Source organism: uncultured Megasphaera sp., assembly GCF_900539295.1.
Lineage (GTDB): Bacteria > Bacillota > Negativicutes > Veillonellales > Megasphaeraceae > Megasphaera.
Genome location: NZ_UQBH01000016.1, coordinates 1 through 17,600 on the forward strand (window position 1 = coordinate 1; position 17,600 = coordinate 17,600).

General features: G+C 51.6%; 14 protein-coding genes. 11 read left to right on the forward strand and 3 right to left on the reverse strand.

Translation table 11 applies throughout. From position 1 onward, the window contains the following. The first annotated feature begins 264 nt into the window (after positions 1-264). From QZQ46_RS06560 to QZQ46_RS06585, 6 genes are all read left to right on the forward strand, one after another. On the forward strand, positions 265-1,503 hold the full coding sequence (locus QZQ46_RS06560; protein WP_296828123.1) for a hexokinase: 1,239 nt from the start codon (positions 265-267) through the stop codon (positions 1,501-1,503). A 111-nt stretch (positions 1,504-1,614) separates the two neighbouring features. Further along, on the forward strand, positions 1,615-2,394 hold the full coding sequence (locus QZQ46_RS06565; RefSeq protein ID WP_296828125.1) for a MurR/RpiR family transcriptional regulator: 780 nt from the start codon (positions 1,615-1,617) through the stop codon (positions 2,392-2,394). Positions 2,395-2,593: 199 nt separating this feature from the next. Then, the gene (locus QZQ46_RS06570; protein ID WP_296828127.1) at positions 2,594-4,756 is read left to right on the forward strand and encodes an alpha-glucoside-specific PTS transporter subunit IIBC; all 2,163 of its coding nucleotides are present in this window, start codon (positions 2,594-2,596) and stop codon (positions 4,754-4,756) included. Positions 4,757-4,765: 9 nt separating this feature from the next. Beyond that, positions 4,766-6,433 (forward strand): alpha-glucosidase, encoded by a 1,668-nt coding sequence (locus QZQ46_RS06575; RefSeq protein WP_296828129.1) that lies wholly within the window; start codon positions 4,766-4,768, stop codon positions 6,431-6,433. Between the two features lie 11 nt (positions 6,434-6,444). Continuing rightward, complete coding sequence (locus QZQ46_RS06580) at positions 6,445-7,224, forward strand: HAD-IIB family hydrolase (protein WP_296828131.1); 780 nt, start codon at positions 6,445-6,447, stop codon at positions 7,222-7,224. A gap of 17 nt (positions 7,225-7,241) precedes the next feature. Beyond that, positions 7,242-8,651, forward strand: a complete 1,410-nt coding sequence (locus QZQ46_RS06585; protein ID WP_296828133.1) for an S-layer homology domain-containing protein — start codon at positions 7,242-7,244, stop codon at positions 8,649-8,651. Positions 8,652-8,758: 107 nt separating this feature from the next. Here QZQ46_RS06585 and QZQ46_RS06590 read toward each other — a convergent pair whose 3' ends face one another. Genes QZQ46_RS06590 through QZQ46_RS06600 form a run of 3 tightly spaced genes read right to left on the reverse strand, consistent with a single transcriptional unit; the run spans position 8,759 to position 12,053 of the window. Next, positions 8,759-10,165, reverse strand: coding sequence for a VWA-like domain-containing protein (locus QZQ46_RS06590; RefSeq protein WP_296828135.1), 1,407 nt, complete (start codon positions 10,163-10,165; stop codon positions 8,759-8,761). 5 nt (positions 10,166-10,170) lie between these two features. Next, a complete protein-coding gene (locus QZQ46_RS06595) occupies positions 10,171-11,244 on the reverse strand; it encodes an ATP-binding protein (protein WP_296828137.1) in 1,074 nt (357 codons plus the stop codon). Between the two features lie 11 nt (positions 11,245-11,255). Beyond that, positions 11,256-12,053 carry a hypothetical protein gene (locus QZQ46_RS06600; RefSeq protein WP_296828139.1) on the reverse strand — a complete coding sequence of 266 codons (798 nt, stop codon included), beginning with the start codon at positions 12,051-12,053 and terminating at the stop codon, positions 11,256-11,258. A 324-nt stretch (positions 12,054-12,377) separates the two neighbouring features. Here QZQ46_RS06600 and QZQ46_RS06605 point away from each other — a divergent pair, with 324 nt between their 5' ends. The 5 genes from QZQ46_RS06605 (at position 12,378) to QZQ46_RS06625 (ending at position 17,571) form a co-directional block, all read left to right on the forward strand. Further along, on the forward strand, positions 12,378-13,250 hold the full coding sequence (locus QZQ46_RS06605; protein WP_296828141.1) for a LysR family transcriptional regulator: 873 nt from the start codon (positions 12,378-12,380) through the stop codon (positions 13,248-13,250). Positions 13,251-13,302: 52 nt separating this feature from the next. After that, positions 13,303-13,995, forward strand: coding sequence for an iron-sulfur cluster assembly scaffold protein (locus QZQ46_RS06610; protein ID WP_044505273.1), 693 nt, complete (start codon positions 13,303-13,305; stop codon positions 13,993-13,995). A 12-nt stretch (positions 13,996-14,007) separates the two neighbouring features. Then, on the forward strand, positions 14,008-15,018 hold the full coding sequence (locus QZQ46_RS06615) for a GGGtGRT protein (protein WP_296828145.1): 1,011 nt from the start codon (positions 14,008-14,010) through the stop codon (positions 15,016-15,018). A gap of 148 nt (positions 15,019-15,166) precedes the next feature. Then, on the forward strand, positions 15,167-16,093 hold the full coding sequence (locus QZQ46_RS06620; protein ID WP_296828148.1) for an NlpC/P60 family protein: 927 nt from the start codon (positions 15,167-15,169) through the stop codon (positions 16,091-16,093). 128 nt (positions 16,094-16,221) lie between these two features. Next, positions 16,222-17,571 carry an MFS transporter gene (locus tag QZQ46_RS06625; protein ID WP_296828150.1) on the forward strand — a complete coding sequence of 450 codons (1,350 nt, stop codon included), beginning with the start codon at positions 16,222-16,224 and terminating at the stop codon, positions 17,569-17,571. Positions 17,572-17,600 lie beyond the last annotated feature (29 nt).

Sequence of the window (17,600 nt, forward strand, 5' to 3'; positions counted from 1 at the left end):
GAGCGCCTGCCTTACAAGCAGGATGTCAGCAGTTCGATCCTGTTATCGCCCACCAAATTTTATTCAGGGACAGTGCATGAATGATATCTTCATGCACTGTCCCTTTTCTTGTGGGATTTTGAGGGTGTACCGAATTTCATAATTTGTACCACTGTCCAATGAGGTTCTATGGAAACAAAGGGGCTGTCATCAGTTGTATTCCTGCTCCTTTTCCTTTATGATGGAGGCATAGATGTTTAACGTACAGACAGGAGGCCGACAACGATGGCAGACATGATAAAGGACTTTAAGATGATGCAGCAGGAATTGAACTTAGACGGCGCCGATTTATGCCGCTTGGCTCAGGATTTCCGCCGGACGGCGGAAGATGCCCTGGCCGGTAAAAAGAGCTCTCTTTCAGCCCTGCGCACCTATTTGGGGCTCCCGACGGGGCAGGAAACGGGGACCTTCATGGCCCTTGATTTCGGCGGGACCAATGTCCGGGCTTCGCGCATCACCTTAGCCGGTGCAGACGGATTTACGATTGAAACCAAGGTATCGAAGCCCCTAAGAAGCGATGATTACGACTATACTTCTTCGTCGACGACGGCAGAAGCCTTATTCGACTTCATTGCCGATATCGTAAAAGAAGCGGCCGGCGGCAACAAGGCCTATAAGTTAGGCTTTACCTTTTCCTTTGCTGTCAATCAGACGTCGGCTAAGGATGCCAGCCTCATCGCCTGGTCGAAAGAAATCGATGTTCCCGGCGTGGCCGGAAAGTCGATCAATGGACTCCTTAAGGAGGCTCTCGTTCGCAATGGGATGGACCGCATTGAGCCTGTGGCCCTGTTGAATGATACGACAGCGACCCTCTTGTCGTCTGTCTATCAGCATAACCCGGCTCAAATCGGCATCGTCTGCGGTACCGGGTTCAACATGTGCTATTATGAGCCGGCCCTTGAGATGATCGTAAACTTAGAAGCTGCCGGTTTTACGGGCGGACCGCGTACCGATTGGGATCGCCGTGTCGACGAAGAATCGCAGCAGCCCGGTGACCACTGCTTTGAAAAGATGATCGGCGGCCGTTACTTAAACGAGCTCTTTCGCGTCATGGTGATGGATTATTTGAACCGTGACGATATTCCCCGGTTTACGACGCGCTCTATGAACGAACTCTTTTCCGGTGAAAAGACCGTCCGCGACGTCCTCGGCTTTGACGTGACGCCGGCTCAAAAAGAAGGTCTCTGTGCCTTGGGCGAAACTGTCTTTACCCGGGCAGCTCAGATGATTGGTGCTGCCAGCTTCGGTATCCTCGGCCATCTGGCAGGTGAAGAAGAACTTAAGGAACAGGCCATTGCGATCGAAGGCAGTCTTGTCGAAAAAATCGCCGGCGTCCCCAGCGTTATTGAAGGAGCTGTCTGCCGTTCCTGTATGGGTCTCTCTGAAGGAACGCCCATTCACATCGTGCCCAACAGCCACGGTGCCTCTATCGGAGCCGCCATTGCAGCGGCACTTTGCGGCTGAGCCCGTTAAGGCCTGCTCTTGACGCCCTTCCCCTAATTTTTTATAATAAAAGCATAATTCCGGCCCTTGCGGAAATTTCCGCAAGGGTCTTTTTGCAAGGGAGGAGCGGCCATGGCACTTGAGGAACTGATCAATGAACACCGGCAGGAATTGAACAATACAGATATGGGAATCTGGAAATATATCGTACAGCACCGGGCGGCTGTGCGCCGCAGTTCGATTCATGAATTGGCTCGAGCCTGCAACGTTTCGACGACGACCATCGTCCGCTTTGCGCAAAAATTGGGGCTCGAAGGCTTTGGCGAATTCAAATTGCTCCTCAAGCGGGAGCGGGCAGCCGTTTCCGAGTATGATATGAATACCTTGGAAGGCTTGAATCAATTTTATGCTCAAACTGTCGACAAGGTCTGCAAACTCAACTTTGACAGAGCAAGCTCCCTCGTCCACGAAGCCAACCGGATTTTCACCTATTCTTCAGGCTACGTTCAGAACAACGTTGTCCAAGAACTGAAGCGCCTCTTTTTCTATGACAATATCTTGATTTATGATGTGCCGGCGCGGGAAGAATTCCGCAATCTCGTCCATTCTCTGACGAAAGACGATTTATTCATCATCGTTTCTTTTTCCGGTGAATCGCCGGCTGTTACGGAATTGGGCCATCTCCTGAAAGCTCGGGATATTCCCTTTATTTCCGTTACCCGCCTGCAGGACAATACCCTGGCCTCATTGTCGACGGTCAATTTCTATATCTCCCCAGGGCACTTCCAGCTCTATGACAAGGAAGCAGAACACGTTCCCTTCCAGTCTATGATGCCTTACTTTGTCCTCATTGAAGTCTGGTATGTCAATTACTGCATGTACCTCCACCGTCTGCGCCAAGGTGACGAATAACATGTACCAAAGTACGCAACTTGTACCAGATTACAGCACCGTGCCGCCGTGCCGGAAAGCCGCGAAACTATTGTGTTCGCGGCTCTTTTTTTATATCCTGTTAGTAAAGATAGCTTTCGGTAATACATCACATGATGTTATGGCCATAGTATAGCGAGAGCTAAGGACTTATTGTTATGTAAGAACGGAGGAAACAGATATGACATTCAGCAAGGAACGCAGTATGCAGGAACTGCAGCGCTTCGGCGGTGCTATGTATACGCCGGTCATTTTATTCGCCTTCTTCGGCTTGACCGTCGCCGTGTCGATTATTTTCAGCAACACGGGACTCTTTGGCAGGCTGGCTGAAAAAGGAACCCTTTGGTACGATTTCTGGTACGTCGTTCAGCAAGGCGCCTGGACGGTTTTTAAACAAATGCCGATTCTTTTCGCCATTGCCGTTCCTATCGGCTTTGCTAAAAAGGAACAAGCCCGCTGTGCTATGGAAGGCTTCGTCATTTATATGATTTTCAACTATTTCATTTCCGGTCTCTTGAGTCTCCACGGCGGTTATTTCGGTGTCGATTACAGTCAGGAAGCCGGAGCCGGTACGGGCCTGGCCATGATTGCCAACATCAAGACTTTGGATATGGGCATGCTCGGTGCTATCTTCATTGCCTGCATTTCGGCCTATCTCCACAATCGCTTCTACGACACGGAAATTCCGGACTGGCTCGGTATCTTCAAAGGACCGGCCTTCGTCGTCGCCGTCGGCTTTTTGGTTATGCTGCCGACAGCCCTTCTCTTCTGCTATATTTGGCCGCCCATTCAGCATGGGATTGAGCAGTTCCAGTTCTTCCTCAAGACCAGCGGTATCTTCGGTGTCTGGGCATATACGTTCTCGGAAAAGATGCTCCTGCCGGCAGGCCTTCATCACTTCATTTACCTGCCCTTCATTTTTGGGCCGGCTGTCGTTGACGGCGGCATTCAGGCCTACTGGTTGGGACACATCAACGACTTTGCAACCAGCGCCCAGTCATTGCGGGACATGTTCCCTCAAGGCGGGTTTGCCCTTCACGGCAGCGGTAAAGTCTTTGGCCTGCCCGGTGCGGCCTTGGCCATGTATTACTGCGCCAAACCGGAAAAACGTAAAAAGGTAGCAGCTCTCTTGATCCCGGCTACGATTACAGCCGTCCTCTGCGGCATTACGGAACCGATTGAATTTACCTTCTTGTTCGTCGCTCCTGTATTGTACGTCGTCCATGCCGTTTTATCGGCGACGTTGTCGTCTATCCTCTACTTTATTGGATTGTCGGGCAACTTTGGCGGCGGCCTCATCGACAGCTTCGTCCAGAACTGGATTCCCTTGTTCCGCTTCCATGCCTGGACGTATATCATGCAGATTGCCATCGGCCTCTGCTTTACCCTCATTTATTTCGTCGTTTTCCGATTCCTCATCCTTCACTTCGACTTTAAGACGCCGGGCCGGACCGATGACGGTGAAGACGATAAATTGTTTACCAAGGCTGAATATAAAGCCAAGAAAGAAATGGAAAAGAAAGGTCTTGCCGGTGGTGCCGATGCCCTGAAAGCTCAGGTCTTCCTCGACTGCCTCGGCGGCCCGGACAACATTCAGGAAGTCACCAACTGTGCGACCCGCCTGCGGGTAACGGTCAACGATCCGGATAAAGTGGCCGCTACCAGTAAGTTTACCAATGCCGGTGCCTTCGGCCTGGTGAAAAACGGCCGTGCCGTTCAGGTCATCGTCGGCTTGTCCGTACCCAACGTCCGCAGCCATTTTGATGCCTTGCTTAAAGGTGATTACTCGGCCGTCCGTGAAACGTCGACGTCGGACGTGAAAGAAACAGAAGTGACTGAGGCTAAGGAGGTTGCTGCTGAAGCAGCTGTTTCCGTCGATGAAGATTCACGTTCCATGCGGCTGAAAGCCTTTGTGTCCGGTGACCTCGTCGATATCAGCGAAGTTCCCGACGACGCCTTTTCTCAGATGATGATGGGCGATGGCGTGGCTATTAAACCGACCAGCGATACGATTGTCGCTCCGGCAGACTGCGTCGTGTCGATGGTGATGGAAGATTCTCTCCATGCCGTCGGCTTGGAACTGAGCAATGGAGCGGAAATCCTCATTCACATCGGCCTCGATACGGTCAACCTGAAGGGGGAAGGCTTTACCCTCCTGACTCAGACCGATGCACAGGTAAAAGCCGGAGATCCCTTGATTCGCTTCGACCGCGATGTCATTGCTAAAGCCGGCTATGACGATATCGTCATCATGGCCGTCACCAATTCGCCGGAATATCCGCAGATGAAGAAAGAACCGGACCAGCCCGTCGTCGCTGGTGAAACACCGATTGTCATTTTCTAGGAGGTTTTTATGGATACGTTAAAATGGTGGCAGAAAACAGTTGTCTATCAGGTTTACCCTCGAAGCTTTCAGGATACGACAGGAAGCGGCGAAGGCGATATTCCCGGCATTACGCGTCATCTCGATTATTTGAAATCCTTAGGCGTCGGTGCCGTCTGGCTCACGCCGGTCTACCCGTCGCCCATGGTCGACAACGGCTACGATATCAGCGATTACACGGCGATTGACCCTCGCTATGGAACCATGGCCGATATGGAAAACCTCATCGATGAAGGGAAAAAGCGGGATATCCGTATCGTCATGGACTTGGTTTATAATCATACGTCGGATAAGCACGCCTGGTTTCAGGAATCGAAACGGAGCCGGGACAACGCCAAGGCCGACTGGTATATTTGGCGCGATGCCAAGGCAGATGGTTCGGCACCGACGAACTGGCGCTCCATCTTCGGCGGATCGGCCTGGACGTGGTGCGAAGAGCGGCAGCAGTACTATCTCCATACCTTTGCCGTCGAACAGCCGGATCTGAACTGGGAAAATCCGGACGTTCGCCAGGCTTTGTATGACGCCGCCAATTTTTGGCTCGATAAAGGCGTCGGCGGCTTCCGTATCGATGCCATCGTCTATATCAAGAAGCCGGCTGTCTTTGAAGACGGTCCTGTCGACGGGGCCGACGGCTTGTCATCCATTCACCAGATGATTGCCAATACGCCGGGCATCCTCGATTTTCTCCATGAATTCCGCCGCCAGGTCTTTGATGGCCATGACATCTTCACCGTTGCCGAAGCCAATGGGGTTTCGCCGGAAGAGCTGCCCCAGTGGGTTGGCCGTGACGGAGTTTTCAGTATGCTCTTTGAATTCAGCCATACGAATATGGAATTCCCGAATGACGAAATTTGGTGCCAGGCATCGTCGTGGCCGCTGACGAAACTCAAAAAAGCTCTGTCAGACAGCCAAAAGGCAACGGCTGGCAACGGCTGGTATCCGATTTTCTTTGAAAATCATGACCGCAACCGCTGCATCAATCACTATTTCCCGGAAGGGACAAATCCGCAGCAGGCGGCGAAAGCTATGGCAACGGTCTTGTTCGGCCTTCGGGGGACGCCGTTTGTCTATGAAGGACAGGAAATCGGTATGACCAATACAGCCTTCGAACGGATTGAAGACTACAACGATATTTCGACTCACGGCCAATATCAGCTGGCCTTAGATGAAGGCTTGGAACCTGCCGAAGCCTTGAAGGTCGTGCAGTTCCACAGCCGGGATAATGCCCGGACGCCCATGCAGTGGACGACGGAGCCCCAGGCGGGATTTACGACAGGTATGCCGTGGCTGCCCGTTCACGATGATTTTGCTTCGTGCTGTGTGGAATGGGAAGAGACGGACGACCGGTCGGTCCTTACTTATTACCGCCGCCTTCAGCATGAACGGTTCCACGGGGGAGCGGCAGCAATCTTGACTCAGGGGAATTATGAAGAAATCCTGGCGGACGATGAATGCATCTATGCCTTTAAACGGGCTCTTGGCGATCAGGCCGTCCTCGTTTTGGTCAATTTCACCAATGAAACGGTTCATTATGATGCGGATTTGGTCCGGGGCGCATCGGTTCTGATCGGGAATTTTGAAAGCCCGCAGGCAGGCAGTCTGCGTCCGGCAGAAGCCGTTATCTATCGTATATGAGGAGGATGATTATGTTAAAAGTTGCTGCCAGTGATTATGACGGAACTTTATTTCGAGACGATATCATTACGGCCTTTGATGCCGAAGCTGTCCACAAGTGGCGGGCTGCGGGCCATAAGTTTGGCGTCGTATCCGGCCGTGATCACGGCATGCTTTGGCCACAGCTCAAACATCACGGCATTGAATACGATTACCTGGCCTGCAATAATGGCGGCCTCATCAGCGACGGGAAGAATAACGTTCTCTGGGAAGCCCGCATCGAGCCTGCCGTTTTAAAGAGAGCCAGTGAATTGCCGCTGGTGCGCAAGTCTTTCCACTTCTCTTTTTCATCAGAAGACAAAACCTATCTTTGCCATGATCTGGATGGGACTTGGGTTCGCCGTGAAGCGGCAGAGTGGAATTATCCCCTGGTCTCGATTACGGAAGACGACATCGAGCACCTTCCTCAGATCATTCATCAGTTTTCTTTAGGCTTTACGAAAGCAGAAGATGCCCTGGCTGCCAGCGAGGAAGTAAACGCGTTCCTGGGCGACGTTATCCACGCTTATCCCAATCGCTGTGCCGTCGACATCATTCCTGCCGATATCAGTAAAGAGCAGGCCATTTCCCATACGCTCTCCCTCTTTAAGTGGGACGGCGCCGAAATCTTGGCCATTGGTGATGAAATCAACGACCTGCCCATGATCCTGGGATACAACGGCTATACCGTTTCTACGGCCCGTCCGGCTATCCAGGATCAGGCCCGCAAAGTCTATGACAGCGTAGGGGCCATGCTGAACGATAATTTGTAAGAAAAGAGGTCCTTACGATGTATTTTAATAGAAAAGCATGCACCGTCCTGGCAGCCCTGATGCTGGGAATCTCCGGAACGGCCTTTGCGGCATCGGCAGACAGCTTCTCCGATGTCCCGAAAGATCATTGGTCTTATGAAGCCCTCGATTATCTGGCTCAGGAAGGGGTCATCGAAGGGATGGGTGATAATACCTTTGAAGGCGGCCGTACCATGACTCGCTATGAGGTGGCCAGCATCGTCGCCAAAGCCATGCAGAAAGGCGGCGGCAGCTTCGGCGATAAGGCGGTCCTTGAAAAGCTCCACGGTGAATATGCCGATGAAATCAGCATCCTCCAGCAGCAAGTGGCAGCCAATACGAAGCAGATTGACCAGAATACCAAGGATATTGATGAATTAAAGAACGGGATTGCCGGCAAAATGGAGCTCAGCGGTTTTGTCCGCGTCCAATACGACCATGATAAATACAGCGGCCAGGTGCAGAACAACAGCGATTTGTACAAAGACAACAATCGCTTCTACATGAGTCTCAACGGGTCCTATAAAGTAAACGACAACTGGAAGGCTAAATTCCAGTTAGAAAAGAACTCCTTCTACAACGGCGGTCATGACCACGAAAATGAATCGGGCTCGTGGGCGACGGACGGCAAGGATAAAGGCCGGGCGAAGCGCTGGTCAGGCCATGACGGCAATATTCAGCGTATCTGGGTCGAAGGAACGGATCCCAAGACCGGGGCCTGGATCAACGTCGGCCGAGCCTGGCGCGGCTTAGGTCAGCAAAACGTCCTCTTCGGGACGGAATCGGACGGCGTTCAGGTCGCCGTACCTATCAAGGGGACGAATCTTATGGCCAGCGGCTTTTGGTTTGCCTCGACCGGTGCCGGCAACCACGAAAGCTGGTACGGCCTCGGCACGTGGGGCAATATCGGTCCGCGCGGCGGCATCAACCTGGCTTACGCCCTCAACTCCAAGAATAAAGGCGACGTTTACGAGAAGAACACGACTCATCTCGAATCCTGGGGCGATGAAACCGTCGATTACGATAAGGCCTACGTCCTCAGCGGCTGGTTTGACGTCTCTAAAGACGTCCGCCTCTTGGCCGACTATGTCCGGACCAACGCTGATTACCAGAACAGCAGTACCTTCCTGCGGCTGAACTACAAAGAAACGGATCTGAAGAAGCCGGGAACCTGGCAGGCCTATGCCCGCTGGTATCGCTATGGCACGAACGGCACTATTGCAGGCGATGATGAATGGGGCTCCCTGTTCTACAATGGCAGCGCCGGCAGTAAAGGCTGGATCCTCGGTTATAAGTACGTGCCTTGGAAGAATATCGAATGGGAAACGCTGTATTCGAAACAAGAACAGACTTCTAATTCCGATAATAAGCGGACCCTCATCCGCACGCAGATGGATTTCCATTTTTAAGCATTCGCTGAAAACTCTTAGTTTGAATAAATAGGCATAAAAACAGACCGTACATGGAAGCGTATCTTTTCATGCACGGTCTGTTTTGGCTATATGAAGTTTGTGAATTAAAGCTTACGCATTGTTTCTTGGTTGGCCATGGAGAAACCGCCGCCTCGGACGTCGTCGAAGTCGAGGCTGGGATCGTAGTCCGGGAGCTTGGCCAATCGTTTTACAAGGCCATAGGGGTTCTTTAAGGAGAGGCTTTCGCCGTGGCCTGAGAGGACCCAGAGGACTTTGTAGCCGCGCGGCGCTGTTTGCAGTTTTTCTTCGCCTTTTCCGTCGGTGAAGTAGACTAAGAGGTCGATGTTTTGGGTGTTGGCATAGTCAAAGACCGGTGAATAGGCTGTGCCGCCGCGGATGTCCAAGCGCCCTTTGACGTCTTCCAGCTCGCGAACGTGGTAGGTGCGGCGGATTTGGTCGTCACATTCGGCGACGATGATTTCATGGTCGTAGGCGCGGACCAACTGAAGGACTTCGCCGATGGCCTGGCGGAATTCGGCATCGGTAATACTGCCGCTGATGTCGAGGCCGACGAGGATTTTTGCCGTATGGGAGCGAAGCTTGCCCGGCAGGTCCAGCCGCTCCGGCTGGCGGCGGTTGCGGCGCATGGGCGACCGTTTCCATCGGCTGGTGACCGATCCGACCATGTTTTTGAGATACCAGTGCCAGGGGAGGCCGTCTTTGTTGTCTTTTAAGGCCTTTATCATGCTTTCCAAGTAGTTGGAAAGTTCGCCCTTCGAAGAGGCGTCGACGTATTTTTCGGTGAACTTCTTCAGGGTCTCATCGTCGACTGGATCGCTTTCATCCCAAATTTCATGGGTCGTAATGGGGTTATAGGAAACGGCGACGGTTTCGTCGGAATCGCTTTCCGGTTCCGGCAGGTCTTTGTTTTCCGTCCGAAGGTCAAGGGCGGCCTGAATCTTGTCGACGTAATATTCCAAGCTTTCGAAAGGCTTCAGAAGCAAGGAGAAATTGGTGTTGACCCATTCTAAGGTCGTCGAGAAGGGCGGCAGGTGGTCGAGGTAGGTATTGACGACGATGTCCATGGCCAGATTGATGGCTTGTTTGCTGTACGACTCTCGGAGCTCCTTGGCACGGATGAGGTGCAGGGAGACGACGTGGAGGATTTCGTGTTTGATGGCGCTTTCCATCTGCTCCGGCGACAGGGTCAGGAATTGGAGGGGATTGAAATAGAGCTGATACCGGGTCCCTTTGAAGTTGACGCCGGTCGGTGAAGCCAGGTCGAAGCGGATTTTCTTTGTCATCTGAAAGAGAAAGTATCCGAAAAAATTGTCCTTGTCTTCCATGAGGTGGCCGTTGATGCGGCCGAGGAAGGCGAAGAAATCGTTTTGAAAATCAGCCGGGATCTCCGCGTCCGGGTTGGGAAGGACATTGTCTTGGAGAATATCGTCGGCGATTATCGATGCCTGCTGGTAGAGGAGTGTGGCTTCAACGGTTAAGGACTGTTTCATCAATTCTACCGCAGGGAGCGGAAGGCTTCAAAGTAACTGTCGATGAAGTCGGCGTTATCCAAAGCGCAGGCATAGACTTTGGGGTTGGCGGCTTTCATGTCTTTCATGACACCTAAACGAAGATCGACGGGATAGAGGGAGAGAAAGGCGACGAAGCGGGATAACAAGGCTTGGTTGTCGCTTTCTTGGGAAATATGCTGGTCTAGCTGTTTCAAGACGTTTTTTGCAGTAAGGTAGAGGCGGGTGTGGCTTTCGCCGGCAACGCGGCCGCTTAATTCGGGGTCCAGGCTTTCGCCGCTGAAGACATCGTTATAGGTGATGAGCGGCGACGCATCGGAGTTGACGAATTGGATGAACTCTTCAGCAATGAGTTTGCCGACGTTGCCGCGGATGACGTTGTGGAAGACGGATTTGGGAATGCCGTTGGCATCATTTTTATAAATGGTATAGAGTTTTGAAATTCGTTCATAGCTGCGCGGCGTGGCATTGATGTCGTCTTCGTTGGTCTTGTCGAGGTATTCCGGATAGGTGGAAATGAATTCCATGACTTTTCCGTCGATGCCGGCTGACGAAGCCCAGTCGAGCCACTGCAGGTAATCCGGTTCCATGTACAGCCATACGAAGCGGTTCTTCTGGGCTGCGTCCATTTCGACGACTTCATAGTCGTAGGAATCGGACGGGTTCATGGCGGCAATGATATGGACTGACGGTGACAAGGCATAGCCGTTGATTTCGCGGTTCAGGATGAGGTTCATCAATTCCTGCTGGACGGCATGATCGCAGCGATTGATTTCATCGATGAATAAGAGGACGGTTTTACCCTTTGCGATTTCTTCGTCGATTTTACGAAGTTTATGATGGACGGCATAGACCGTGGTCCCGTTTTCGACGGTGGGAAGGCCGCCGATTTCCCCTTCTTTCAATAAGTTGCCGTCGATGCCGATGAGGCTCCAGTCATGGCGACGGGCCAGTTCGCGGGCAAGAGAGGTCTTGCCGATACCCGTTTCGCCGACGAGAAGGGGAACTTCACCGGCTGTGAGAACGAGTTCTACGCTTTTATATGTATCTGTAAAGTTCATAATCTCTGCTCCTATTTTAAGGTCAATTTTTCATCTACAGCAATGCGTCGGGCCTTTTGGCTGCCATAGTCATCGACGAGGAGAATCTTGTCGACAGGCGATAAGTCGACGGCGCTGCAGGTAATGAAGTTGCGGACGTATTCTTCGGACACGTCTTCTTGTGAAAGGATGGCTTTGAGGGTATCGCGCCAGTCATCGGGGGTGAGGCTGATATCCTTGGGGATGTATTTGCTGACCAGGACGTTGAGGCCCAAATAATGGAGAAAGTCTTCTTTCTTTAAATTGCGGATGAGCCGCAGTGCTTGGGCGTCCTCGCGGATGGCCAGGTCTTTGGCTTCGGTCGTCGGATTTTCGATGTAGCGAAGGGCTTCGTAGTTGCCGCGGACAGCGGCCAGCTGAACGTCTTCTGCCGGATCCTTTATGTACTTGACGGCGTCGTAGTTCTTGTTGACGGCGCGGAGCTGGAGATCGTGGCCGGCATCTTTGATGTACTTAATGGCCCAGCCCGATTGATCCAAGGCGGCGTCGATGAGTTCCTGCGACGGATTGTCGAGGTAGCTTAAATTATTCCAGCCGGCACGTACGGCCTGCAGTTTTATGGCTTCTGACGGGTTTTCGATAAACTGAATGGCCCGGGCCGTGTTGGCCACAGCCGCTTCCTGGACGGCCGGGGAGGGATCGGTAATATATTGGAGAGCCTGACCGTTCAACTGTACGGCCAGGAGCTGCATTTCTTCTGTCGGATTTTCGATTCGCCCAATGACATAAGGATTGTTGCGAATCATATTCATATATTGTTCTGTAGTCATATCGGGTACCTTTCCTTGAAAATACAGAGGTCTTTTTATTTATATTATACAATAATCATTATTAATAAGATATATTTTGTTGTTATCGATTACAGTTAGTATAGATTACATATGTTAATAAAGCCATTGTGCAAGGACATTTATTTCTGTAAGATGAATGGATGGGGGTGAGTAGCTGATTTTTTGCCTTTAGAGAACAAATATGTTCCATCGGGAACAATGTCGTCCCATCTGTATACGAAAATTGCCCACTTTGTTCTTGATAAAACTATTGAAATATCATAAAATTATCTTATGGAAAACGCAAAGAAAGGAAAGGGTGCCATGTTAGATTTTCGTATCCATACATTTTTGTGCGTTTGCCGTCACATGAATTATACCCGAGCTGCCGTTGAACTCCATATCACGCAGCCTGCCGTTTCTCAGCATATTCGATATTTAGAACGCGAATACGGGGCCAAACTTTTTAGTTACAAGGGGAAACATCTGCAGTTGACACAAGCCGGCCACATTCTCTGGAATGCTGCGACGGCTATTAGTCATGATGATACGCTTTTAAAAGAGCATCTGCATGACCTGCAGCATCGTAATCGCTCCTTGTCTTTTGGCGCGACGCCGACAGCCGGTATGGGCATTCTCGATAAATTATCCGCCATTTTGAAACAGAATGGTGATATGAATCTTCACATGGAGATTGCCGATGCCGATAAACTGCTTCAGTCTTTAGATAAAGGTACCATTGATTTTGCCATTGTCGAAAGTTCTTTTGACCAAGGTCATTACGATTCGCTTTTATTTTCTACGGAGCCCATCGTTGCCGTCTGTTCAGCCGGATACGATGTGCCTGATGAAATAACCTTGGCGGATCTTATGCACTATCGGCTCATCGTCCGCGAACGCCAGGCCGGCGTCCGGCGGATTTTAGAACGCAAGCTGGCCGAACAAGGGTACACACTGGAGCATTTTCCGTCCCGCTATGAAGTGGGCAGCCTGTCTGCTGTAAAGGGACTGGCCTGCCGCGACTGCGGTATTGCATTCTTATATGAAAAATCAGTTCGTCAGGAACTGGCTGAGGGAAGGCTCAGAACCGTCGTCATTACGGACTTTTCCGTTATGCACGCATTTTCATTCTTGTGGCGCAAGGGCAGCATGTATCGCGCTTTATTTACACAGATATATGACCAGTTGAAAGACTGAGTCGTATACTTGCTGCCGTTTATTTCATAGATTTTGAAAGGGTGAAGAGAACATGTTGTATTCAACAGAAGTTAAGAATATGTGTCCTGTCACAAAGGGAGCATATCATGGACCAGCACCGATTCCGGAAGAAGGCGAATGGGTACAAGTAAAGGAAATTAAAGATGTCAGCGGTTTGACGCACGGTGTAGGCTGGTGTGCCCCTCAGCAGGGTGCCTGTAAGCTGACCCTCAATGTCAAAGACGGCATTATCGAAGAAGCCCTCGTCGAAACGATCGGCTGTTCCGGCATGACCCATTCCGCAGCTATGGCTTCGGAAATCCTTCCGGGCAAGACCCTTCTCGAAGCCCTCAATACTGACTTGGTATGTGACGCTATTAACGTAGCCATGCGCCAGCTTTTCCTCCAGATCGTATACGGCCGCACGCAGACGGCATTTTCTGAAGGCGGTCTTCCTATTGGCGCCAGCCTCGATGACCTCGGCAAAGGCCTTCGCAGCCAGACCGGCACCATGTTCGGTACGAAAGCGAAAGGTACTCGCTACCTCGAAATGACCGAAGGCTATGTTACCCGCATGGCCCTTGATGAAGAAAATCAGGTCATCGGCTATGAATTCATCCACCTCGGCAAAATGATGGAAGCTATTAAAAAAGGCATTGAACCGGCAAAAGCTATGGAAGATGCTAAAGGTCATTATGGCCGCTTTGAAGAAGCAGCTTCGTACATCGATCCGAGACAGCAATAGGAGGGCAAAACAATGGAATTATTTGAAAGCTACGACAGAAGAATTGATAAAATCCTCGGCGTACTGAAAGAATACGGCATCGGCAGTGTTGAAGAATGTCGTGATATCTGTGCTGCTGCCGGATTAGATCCGTATAAAATCGTCAAAGACGTACAGCCCATTGCCTTTGAAAATGCCGGCTGGGCCTACACCGTCGGTGCTGCCATTGCCATTAAAACCAATGCGCGTACGGCTGTAGAAGCTGCTAAAGCTATCGGCATCGGCCTCCAGTCCTTCTGCATCCCCGGCTCGGTTGCTGAAGACCGTAAAGTCGGCCGCGGCCACGGCAACTTGGCTGCTATGCTCCTTCAGGACGAAACGAAGTGTTTCTGCTTCCTCGCCGGCCACGAATCCTTTGCTGCTGCTGAAGGCGCTATCGGCATCGTCCGCAACGCCAATAAAGCCCGCAAGGTACCGCTTCGCGTTATCCTCAACGGCCTTGGCAAAGATGCAGCTCAGATTATTTCCCGCATCAACGGCTTCACCTATGTTCAGACCCAGTTCGACTACAAGACCGGCGAATTGAACATCGTTCGTGAAGTACCGTACTCCAAGAGCGAACGGGCTAATGTCCGCTGCTTCGGTGCTGACGACGTCCGTGAAGGCGTTTCCATCATGCACCATGAAGGCGTTGACGTTTCCATTACGGGCAACTCGACCAACCCGACTCGTTTCCAGCATCCCGTTGCCGGTACCTACAAAAAAGAATGTATCGAAATGGGTAAAAAATACTTCTCCGTTGCTTCCGGCGGCGGTACAGGCCGTACCCTCCATCCGGACAACATGGGCGCAGGTCCTGCTTCCTACGGCATGACCGATACCATGGGCCGTATGCACAGCGACGCTCAGTTTGCCGGTTCTTCTTCGGTTCCGGCTCACGTCGAAATGATGGGCTTCCTGGGCATGGGCAACAACCCCATGGTCGGCGCATCCGTTGCTGTTGCTGTTGCTGTTGAAGGCGCAGCTAAAGACGGCAAGTTCTAATTCACCCTTGACCGTTAAAAGACTTCACAACTCAGTTGTGAAGTCTTTTTTTCGTATTCACGATAAAGATTAATCTGAAAGCTACTAAAAAAGAGAAAAAACTGGTATAATAAACGTATATTTTACAAAGCGGAGAAAGGGGTATTCGATGAATACGACAAAGAAAATAGCAGCCGCACTGGGATTCTGCGTCCTGACTTCCATATCGGTTGTCGGCGCAACTTTCCATCCCGGTGACCGAGGCGACCAAATCGTCACCATCCAGCAGGCGCTGTCCAGTAGGGGCTATGCCGTCGCTGCCGATGGTGATTACGGCGTTTCGACACAGGCTGCTGTCCGGAAGTTCCAGGAGGATCAGGGCCTGGATTCCGATGGCATCGTCGGAGCCGCGACGTATGCGGCGCTCACCGGTTCATCCATGCCGGAAAATGATTCCAAAGCCTCAGCCTTTGTTACTAAGGCAACGGCAGACAATGAAATCCTCCTCATTCAGCAGGCCCTGGTCAATGCCGGATACAGCGTCGATGTAGACGGTATTTTTGGCGCCGGCACAGAGCAGGCCGTCCGCTCTTATCAAGGCACTCATGGCTTGGAAACAGACGGTATCGTCGGTCCGTCGACCTTTTATGCCCTGACGGGACAGCAGCTTCCGACAGGTCCCATACGCCGCTTCGGCAATGGCGGTTACAATGGCGTTCCTCGTATTGAAAGTTCGGCGGCAACCCATATTCTCGATATTGCCAATCAGTATATCGGCGTTCCTTACGTCTTTGGCGGGTCGACGCCGTCGGGATTTGACTGCTCGGGCTTTACGCGCTACGTTTATTCTGCAGCCGGTATCGATTTGCCGCGGGCAGCCGATGAGCAGTACGACGTCGGCGAATCGGTCTCCATGTCCAATTTGCAGCCCGGCGACTTAGTCTTCTTTACGACTTATGAAGCCGGCATCTCTCATGTCGGAATTTATATCGGCAACCACCAGTTCATCAATGCTGCCAGCGACGGGGTCAGCGTGTCTGACATGGACAGCAGTTACTGGTCTGCCCGATATGTAGGTGCCAAGCGCATTATGTAGTGTAAGAAAAACTCCTACAGAAAATCAGAATTTTTCTGCTACCGTTGTTAGAATCTGTTTATTATAATAAAGCCGTACCATACGGATTTATCATTATTCGGATTCTTGCAACGGAAGGAGTTTTTTTTATGCTCAATTTAATCTGGAACTTTTTCAGAACGGCCCCGGACGCCGTGCCGATGACCGACGGCGAGGCTATCAAGAAAAAGTTTAATGCTATGCGCTGGCGCGTCTTTGCGTCCATTACGATCGGCTACGCTTTTTATTACATCATCCGCCAGAGCTATTCGGTCATTAAAAAGCCGCTCCTGGCATCGGGCATCGTTACGCCGACGGAAATCGGTATCATCGGCTCCATCTTTTTCGTAACCTACGGTCTTGGGAAGTTTACCAACAGTTTCCTGGCAGACCGTATGAACAACAAGCGATTCTTTTCCTTTGGCTTGTTCATTTCTTCACTCACTATGGTCGGCATGGGCTTGGTCAACTCCTTCGTTCCCTTAGCCGTCTTGTGGGGGCTCAATGGCTGGTTCCAGTCTTATGGTGCCGGTCCGTCCATTGTCTCCCTGAACCAGTGGTTCAGCAATAAACAGCGCGGAACCCTCTATGGCATCTGGTTTACGAGCCATAATCTCGGCTCATCCTTCGCTTACTTTGCCATTGCTGCCATCGTTTCCATGTACAACTGGTCTATGGGCTTCATTGCGGCCGGCATCATCTCTCTTGTTGGGACGGTCTTCATTTACTTCGGTATGAGCGACCGCCCGGAAACACAGGGACTGCCGAATGGGGCCGTCTATTACGGGGAAAAGACGCCGGAACAAATTGCTGCGGAAAAACAGAAATCGGTCGGTGCCATGCAGTGGAATGCTGTCGTCAAGAACCCTGCCGTTTGGATTTTGGGCCTTTCTTCCCTTTGCGTCTATATCGCCCGCTATGCCGTTGAAAGCTGGGGCGTCGTCTACCTGACGTCGCAGAAGGGCTACGATATCATGGGCGCTGCCGGCGTCATGGCCTACATGCAGGTAGCCGGTATCTTCGGGGCTCTCTTGTGCGGTGTTATTTCGGATAAGTTCTTCAACCATAAGCGCAATATGCCGGCACTGTTGTACGGGATTTTCTACTCCCTGTCCATTGCAGGCTTCCTCTGGGCACCGCAGTCCTTTACCATGGATATGTTGTGCATGACCTTCTACGGCTTCACCATGGGTGCTTTGGTCTGCTACATGGGCGGCCTCATGGCAGTTGATATCGTGCCGAAACGAGTTACCGGCGCGGCTATGGGTATGATCGGCCTTCTGAGCTATGCCGGTGCGGCCCTGCAGGAATTCATTACGGGGAAACTCATGACCGTCACCGTCGTCGACGGCGTCAAGGTCTATGACTTCGGCTTGGCTACGGAATTTTGGGTCGGTGCGGCTGTCCTCTCGACACTGCTGGCACTCCTGGTGTGGAATGCAAAACCGAAAGAAGATTAATGACAAAGGCGTTGTCTCAAAGGGCAGCG